This is a genomic window from Nocardiopsis sediminis, from assembly GCF_042650565.1.
GTDB classification, from domain to species: domain Bacteria; phylum Actinomycetota; class Actinomycetes; order Streptosporangiales; family Streptosporangiaceae; genus Nocardiopsis_B; species Nocardiopsis_B sediminis.
The window spans coordinates 265106-271798 of sequence record NZ_JBHSBH010000005.1 but is presented as its reverse complement, the minus strand read 5'-3'; the positions used below and the strand labels follow the sequence as shown (position 1 = coordinate 271798).

At 73.6% G+C, this 6693-nt stretch carries 8 protein-coding genes; 5 read left to right on the top strand and 3 right to left on the bottom strand.

The features are described from left to right. Positions 1 to 132: SDR family NAD(P)-dependent oxidoreductase (locus ACFOVU_RS08585; RefSeq protein WP_378531614.1), on the bottom strand; the 132-nt coding region annotated here is incomplete at its 3' end. A 218-nt stretch (positions 133 to 350) separates the two neighbouring features. Between ACFOVU_RS08585 and ACFOVU_RS08580 the strand changes: the two genes are divergently transcribed. Together ACFOVU_RS08580 and ACFOVU_RS08575 are read left to right on the top strand one after the other, a co-directional pair. Further along, on the top strand, positions 351 to 1421 hold the full coding sequence (locus tag ACFOVU_RS08580) for a permease (protein ID WP_378531592.1): 1071 nt from the start codon (positions 351 to 353) through the stop codon (positions 1419 to 1421). After that, positions 1418 to 2200 carry a TIGR03943 family putative permease subunit gene (locus ACFOVU_RS08575; protein ID WP_378531590.1) on the top strand — a complete coding sequence of 261 codons (783 nt, stop codon included), beginning with the start codon at positions 1418 to 1420 and terminating at the stop codon, positions 2198 to 2200. Before ACFOVU_RS08580 ends, ACFOVU_RS08575 begins: the two co-directional genes overlap by 4 nt. A gap of 28 nt (positions 2201 to 2228) precedes the next feature. Here ACFOVU_RS08575 and ACFOVU_RS08570 read toward each other — a convergent pair whose 3' ends face one another. Together ACFOVU_RS08570 and ACFOVU_RS08565 are read right to left on the bottom strand one after the other, a co-directional pair. After that, entirely contained in the window at positions 2229 to 3041 is an 813-nt protein-coding gene (locus tag ACFOVU_RS08570) for an IclR family transcriptional regulator (protein WP_378531589.1), read from the bottom strand. A gap of 85 nt (positions 3042 to 3126) precedes the next feature. Continuing rightward, positions 3127 to 3531 carry an SSI family serine proteinase inhibitor gene (locus ACFOVU_RS08565; protein ID WP_378531587.1) on the bottom strand — a complete coding sequence of 135 codons (405 nt, stop codon included), beginning with the start codon at positions 3529 to 3531 and terminating at the stop codon, positions 3127 to 3129. Between the two features lie 186 nt (positions 3532 to 3717). Between ACFOVU_RS08565 and ACFOVU_RS08560 the strand changes: the two genes are divergently transcribed. The 3 genes from ACFOVU_RS08560 to ACFOVU_RS08550 all read left to right on the top strand — a co-directional run bounded on the left by ACFOVU_RS08560 (position 3718) and on the right by ACFOVU_RS08550 (position 6688). Next, positions 3718 to 4896, top strand: coding sequence for a CobW family GTP-binding protein (locus ACFOVU_RS08560; RefSeq protein WP_378531585.1), 1179 nt, complete (start codon positions 3718 to 3720; stop codon positions 4894 to 4896). A 64-nt stretch (positions 4897 to 4960) separates the two neighbouring features. Then, positions 4961 to 5197 (top strand): 30S ribosomal protein S18, encoded by a 237-nt coding sequence (gene rpsR / locus ACFOVU_RS08555; protein ID WP_378531583.1) that lies wholly within the window; start codon positions 4961 to 4963, stop codon positions 5195 to 5197. Between the two features lie 162 nt (positions 5198 to 5359). Continuing rightward, entirely contained in the window at positions 5360 to 6688 is a 1329-nt protein-coding gene (locus ACFOVU_RS08550; RefSeq protein ID WP_378531581.1) for a sensor histidine kinase, read from the top strand. Positions 6689 to 6693: the final 5 nt, after the last annotated feature.

The window sequence follows — 6693 nt, the reverse complement described above, 5'->3', positions numbered from 1 at the left end:
GGCCGCGGCGTCGATGTCGGTCAGGTGGAGCCGGGCGCCGGCGGCGGCCAGCCGCCGCGCGCACGCGCGGCCGATCCCGCCGGCGGCTCCGGTCACCAGGGCCGTGCGGCCCCGCAGGTCCAGGGTGTCCATGCCCGGAACGCTAAACGCATGGTGTGATCCACGCCATATGTGATGACCCCATGTGGTCCGTCGACCGGGTGTGGCACTCCCACATATCCCCGTGGGGAAGCGCGGCCCCCGCGGGGGCGGGCCGCGACGCGCCGGTTGGGGCCTGTGGGGAAAAGGACGCAATGAAAACGGTTCTCGGTACTATGCGTGGTAACCCACCACGACGACGGAGAACAAGCGTGCCCGACAAGCCCGCGGGACCGGTGCCCCCCGCGACCGCCTCACTGGGTGATTCCCTGGTCAGCGACTGGGAAGCCCGCGACGACCTCCCGCCCGCCGATTGGGGGCGCCCGCGCGGCCCGCGGCGCGTCGCCACGGTGTGGGGCTTCGCGGTGTTCCTCATGTTGCTCGCCTTCGGCAACGCCTGGATCTCCGACACCCTCACCGGCGAGGCCTTTCTCGCCTGGGCCACCATCTTCACCGCGATCAGCCTCCAGGCGCTGCCGTTCCTGGTCTTCGGGGTGGCCCTGTCGGCCGCGCTCACCGCGTTCGTCCCGGCGTCCTTCTACCAGCGGGTGTTCCCGCGCAACACGGCCGCAGCGGTGCCGGTGGCCGGCCTGGCCGGAGCCGTCCTGCCCGGCTGCGAATGCGCCTCGGTCCCGGTCGCCGGGGGGCTGATCAAGCGCGGGGTGGCGCCGGCGGCGGCGCTGACCTTCCTGCTGGCCGCGCCCGCGATCAACCCGGTGGTGCTGGTGGCCACCGCCGTCGCCTTCGCCGGGCAGCCCGAGATGGTGGCCGCCCGCTTCGCGGCCTCGCTGGGCGCGGCGGTGGTGGTCGGCTGGGTCTGGGCGCGCTTCGGCCGCACCGACTGGCTGCGCCCGCCCCGCACCCACCACGATCCCTCGGCCTCCAAGTGGCGGGTCTTCCAGGAGTCGATGGTGCACGACCTCATGCACGCGGGCGGCTTCCTGATCGTGGGCGGGCTGGCCGCCGCCACGCTCAACGTCATCGTGCCGCGCGAGTGGGTGGCCGCGGTCGCCGATCGCCCCGTGGTGTCGGTGCTGGTGCTGGCGCTGCTGGCGATCCTGCTGTCCATCTGCTCCGAGGCCGACGCGTTCGTCGCCATCAGCCTCACCGAGTTCTCGCCCACCGCCAAGCTCGCGTTCCTGGTGGTCGGGCCCATGGTCGACCTCAAGCTCATCGCGTTGCAGGCCGGCACGTTCGGCTGGGGCTTCGTCCGCCGCTTCGTCCCGCTGACCCTCGCGGCCACCCTGGCCTTCAGCTTCCTGATCGGAGGACTGCTCCTGTGAACCGCATCGCGCAGGGCATGGTGCTCGTGCTGCTGGGCACGGCCGCCCTCACCAGCACCGTGTTCACCGACCTCTACCTCAACTACGTGCAGGCGTGGTTCCGGCCGTTCCTGATCGCCTCAGGCGTCGTGCTCGTGGCCCTTGGCCTGGCGGTGATCGTGTCGGAGCTGCGGCTGGCGGTCCGGGGCGAGCCCGGGGCCGAAGGCGGCCACGGCGCCCCGGCGGACGGCGACCACGGCGGCCACGACCACGCCACCGCCCCCCGCGTCGCCTGGCTGCTGCTCCTGCCCGTCGTGTCGGTGTTCGTCATCGCGCCGCCCGCTCTGGGCGCCTACACCGCCGAGAACGCCGCCTCCTCCGCCCCGCCGAGCTCCTCCTCTTCCTCGTCCGGCGACTTCGGCGACCTGGGCGACCCCGCCTCCTCCGCCCCGGTCGAGCTCAAGCTCCAGGAGTTCGTCATGCGCGCCTGGACCGATGAGGACCGCGCCATGGCCGATCGCACCATCAAGCTCACCGGGTTCGTGGTCCCCCACCCCGACGGCCCCGACAACGGCTGGTACCTCGCCCGGCTCCAGATGGCGTGCTGCGCGGCCGACGCCATCGTCAACCGCGTGCTCGTCACCGAGTTCCCCGGCACCGAGCCGCCCGAGAAGGACACCTGGTGGACCGTCCAGGGCACCTGGCAGGACCCCGACGGCGACCTCCAGAGCGTGCGCGACCACCGCTTCAGCGTCGAGGACATGACCGCGGTCGAGAACCCGCCGGATCCTTACGAGTGAGCACCGGGACCCGGCGACCCGCCCGCACCTACGAGTGGGCACCGGGGCGGGTCCCCAGGTCGGCCGTTATCCGCGCCGCCACCGCCGCCACCCGGGGGCCCAGCTCCCGCACCCGCGCCACCGGAAGCCCGCGCGGCGGTGCCGCCGCGCCGACCGCCGCCACGGGCTCGCGGTCGTGGTCGAACACCGGGGCCGCCACGCACCGCACCCCGGGGTCGTTCTCGCGGTCCTCGACGGCGTAGCCGCGCCTGCGCACCCGCCGCAGCTCGGCCCGTAGCGCCTCGGGGTCGGTGATCGTCTTCGCGGTCGCGGCGGCCAGGCCCGCTCCGAGCACGTCGTCCACGAGGTCGGGCGGGCCGAACGCCAGGATCGCCTTCCCCGCTGCGGAGCGGTGGGCGGGCACCCGCAGCCCGGCCGGGGTGCGTACGGTCGCGGCGGTGCCGGCGGCCACGACCACCACGGCGTCGCGGCCCTCCAGGACCCCCAGGTGGCAGGCGTGGCCGGTGCAGCGCACCAGGTCGCGCAGGTGGCGCGCCGCCACCGAGCGCAGGTCGAGCTGGTCGAGGTAGGCCTGCCCGAGCGCGAGCGCCGCGGGCCCCAGCCGGAACCGGCCGGTGCGCCGGTCGCGGACCAGCAGCCCGGACTCCAGCAGCGGGGCGGCCAGCCGCAGCACCGAGCTCTTGTTCACGCCGACGGCGTCGGCCAGCAGGCTCAGCGTGACCTCGCCGTCGCCGGCCGGCCGCGCGCGCACGTACTCCAGGATCGCCAGGGCGCGGCGCAGCGAGATCGACGCATTGCGCCGGGGCTCCAGGGTCCCCTCGGCCGGATCCGCCGCGTTCACCGTCTCACCGCCCCGCCCGGATCTACTGAAAGGTTCCTTTCCAGTATTGCGCGATCCACGGGGTGGGCGCATCAGCCGCCGTCGTTCAGAACCCGAACACCCCGTCGGTGCCGTCGGCCGCGGCGCAACGGTTGCCGAACTCCTCGGTGTAGTCGACGGGCTCGCCGTTCCACCGGCCCGTGGCGCGGACCGTCACGGGGTCGTACTCCCTGGTGCACATGGACCCGCGCTCGGGAAGGTCGGCGAACTTGCCGCCGACGGCTTCGAGTGAGGCGCACGAGGAGTCGGCCTTCGGATGCGAGCCGCCGCTGGGGTTGCAGTCGAGTGTCACGTCCGACCGCTCGCCCCCGGACTCCGGGCCGACCTCCATCGACAGTTGGAGCGTGGCCCCGGGGCTCTCGCCCGCGTGCGTGGCAGGGGCTGTGACCAGCGTGCCGGCGCCCACCGCCAGCAGGGTCGCGACCATGGCCGATGTCCGCCGCTTGCACATGTTCTCTCCCGGTGTGTCATGGGCGATGATGCAATACCAGGAGTCATTAAATCGTGACGGAGCGTCGTGTGCGCTGGTTTCGGCAGAATTCCCGGCGGGTGGTGTCGGCCGGCGGTCGCTTGGGCGGTAAGATAATGATAATCATTTTCAATCGTCCATCGATCTCCCTCCAAGGAGGTTCCGCCGATGACCACGGCCCTCCCCGCGCGGGTGGCGCTGGTCGCCGGGCTGCATCCCGAAGCCCGGACCCGCGCCGTCGACCGCCTGCTGCTCGCCGACCCCGGCGCCATCGCCGTCCACCACGACCTCAGCCGGATCGCCGAAGGCCGCGTCGAACGGGTCGTCCGCGACCGCTGGGGCGAGATCGACCGCAGCCCCGTCGACCTCGTGCACGCCTGCGTCTCCTGCACCCTGCGCGAGGACCTCGTCCCCCTGCTGTGCGACCTCGCCGAACGCGGCGAGCACGGCCTCCACATCGTCGAGGCCTGGGACGGCGTGGAGCCCCGGCCGATCGCCGAGGCGCTCACCCACACCGTCGTCAACGGCCGCCCCGTCACGCACTGGCTCCACCTGACCTCGGTCCTCACCGCCGTGGCCGCCGACCGGCTGGTGGCCGACCTCTCCAGCACCGAGGACATGGCCGACCGGCGGCTCGACATCGCCACCGAGGACGAGCGCACGGTGGCCGAGGTCCTGGCCCAGCAGATCGAGTACCCCACCGCGCTCGCCCTCTACGGCGCCGGCCGCGACCCGGAGGCGGGCGCACGGTGCGCCGCCGTGCTCGCCCAGCTCAACCCGGCGGCCGCCGTCGTGTCCGTCGAGCGCGCCTCGCTCATCGACCTCACCGACGGAAGCTTCGACACCGAAGCGGCGGCGGCCCGCATGGACCCCGCCACCGCCCAGCCGCCCGACCACTGCGAGATGGGCGACGTCCGCACCGTCACCTGGCGCCGGTCCCGGCCGATGCACCCCGCCCGGCTGCACGCGGCGCTCGACGACGTCGTGGCGGCCTCCCTGCGCAGCCGCGGCCGCTTCTGGCTGGCCAGCCACCCCGACACGCTGCTGGTGTGGGACGCTGCGGGCGCCTCGCTGGCCATGCAGCCCGCCGGTCCCTGGCTGGCCGCGCTGCCCGACGCCGCCTGGGAGATGGTCTCCGACCACCGCCGCGCCGCCGCGTCGCTGGACTGGTCCGAGGTGTGCGGCGACCGCTGCCAGTGCATCTCCTTCACCGGGGTGGGCCTCGACACCGACCGGCTGGTCGACGTGCTCGACTCCTGCCTGCTGACCGAGGAGGAGATGGCCGTCGGCGCCGCCGTGGACCGCGCCGACGACCCCTTCGCCGACGTCCTCGACCCCACCGCGTGACCACCGCCTGCCCACCGCACCCCCGCCGACCCCACCGACCCCACCGACCCCGCGAGGAGCACACATGCCGGCACGACCCCGGGCGCAGCAGCGCCGGTTCGCCAATCCGCTGCACGGCGTCGACCACATCGACTACAAGGACACCGACCTGCTGCGCAGATTCATCTCCGACAAGGGCAAGATCCGCAGCCGACGGGTCACGCGCGTGACGGCGCCCCAGCAGCGGAAGATCGCCGCGGCGATCAAGAACGCGCGCGAGATGGCGCTGCTGCCCTACCCCGACAACAGCAGGAAGCGCTGACCCCGCCGCCCCCCTGCGCCCTCGGCCGACCCTTTCTTGGGCCGCACCTGACCTTGCCCTTCCCGGTTCGGGGGAAGGATGCCGGGGATCAGTCGCACCCCGGGGATCTGGAGGCCCATGGCGCAGGGGAGGCGGTTACGGCCCCGGTCGATCCGTGCACGCGTGACGACGGGATCGATGGTCATGATCACCGTCTTCGTCGTGCTGGCCTTCACGACCACCTCCGTCGTGGGCCGGAACACGATCGAACGCGAGCTGATCGACCTTGCCTCCGGAGGCGCGCGCGCCGTCATCGCCCAGACGCACGACAAGCGCTTCCCCGGCCCCATTCCGCCGCAGGCGGGCATCGTGCGGCTCCAGATCGTGGACACACACGGCCGCGTCGTCGCGGCCAGCGCCGTCGTGAGCACATCGAAGCCGTTGAGCACAGTCCGCCCCAGGGGCGCGGACCTCCAGGTGGAGAGCTCCTACTGCACCGGCCACCGGCAGCGCTGCTACACGGTCGTCGGTATCCACACCCGCGCGACCGCCTACGGCGACGTCATCGTCTATGGCGCCACCCCCCAGCCCTCCCTCCTCACCGGCTACACCCTGGAGATCCTGCTCGGTTCCTTCACCATCGGCCTGGTGGCGGTGGCGGCTCTGCTGACCTGGGTGGGGGTGGGGCGCACCCTGCGCCCGGTCGAGCGCATCCGCGCCGACCTCGAACGCTTCAGCGCCTCCGAGCCGGGCCACCGGCTGCGGGTGCCCGAGTCGGGCGACGAGCTGGCCGACCTCGCACGCACCGGAAACGAGACCTTGGACCGGCTGGAGGGCGCCCTCGCCCGCCAGCGCAGCTTCGTCTCCGACGCCTCCCACGAGCTGCGCAACCCCATCGCCGGGCTGCGCACCCGGCTGGAGGTGGAGCTGGACGACCCCACCGGCGGCGATCCGCGGGGGGCGCTGGCGGCCGTGCTGGCCGACGTGGAGCGCCTCCAGCGCATCGTCGGCGACCTGCTGGAACTGGCCCGGATCGACGCCGACGTCGCCACCGAGTGGCGGCCGGTGGACCTCGGCGTGCTGGCCGCCGACGAGGCCGCCCGGCCCACCGAGGGGATCGAGGCCGGTGTGGACGCCGAAGCGGGGGTCGTCGCGCGGGGCAACCGGCTGCGGCTGGCCCGGCTGCTCGACAACCTCTTGGCCAACGCCCGCCGACACGCCCGCTCACGGATCACGGTGGTGGTGCGGTCGCGGGAGGGCGAGGCCGTGCTGGAGGTCCACGACGACGGCAACGGGATCGCGCCCGGGGACCGCGAGCGGGTGTTCGAGCGGTTCGCCCGGCTGGAGGAGTCGCGCGAGCGCGATCCGGGCGGCAGCGGGCTGGGGCTGGCCATCTGCCGCGAGATCGCGGTCGCGCACGGCGGCACGCTCACGGCGGGGGAGAGCCCCGCCCTCGGCGGCGCCCTGATGACCCTGACCCTCCCGTCCGCTCCGGGCCGGGACAGGGGCTGACCGGC

Excerpts from the sequence above, each read along its gene's own strand:
- ACFOVU_RS08560 (WP_378531585.1), top strand. The coding sequence starts at position 3,718 with ATGACCACGGCCCTCCCCGCGCGGGTGGCGCTGGTCGCCGGGCTGCAT.
- rpsR (WP_378531583.1), top strand. The coding sequence starts at position 4,961 with ATGCCGGCACGACCCCGGGCGCAGCAGCGCCGGTTCGCCAATCCGCTG.
- ACFOVU_RS08565 (WP_378531587.1), bottom strand. The coding sequence starts at position 3,531 with ATGTGCAAGCGGCGGACATCGGCCATGGTCGCGACCCTGCTGGCGGTG.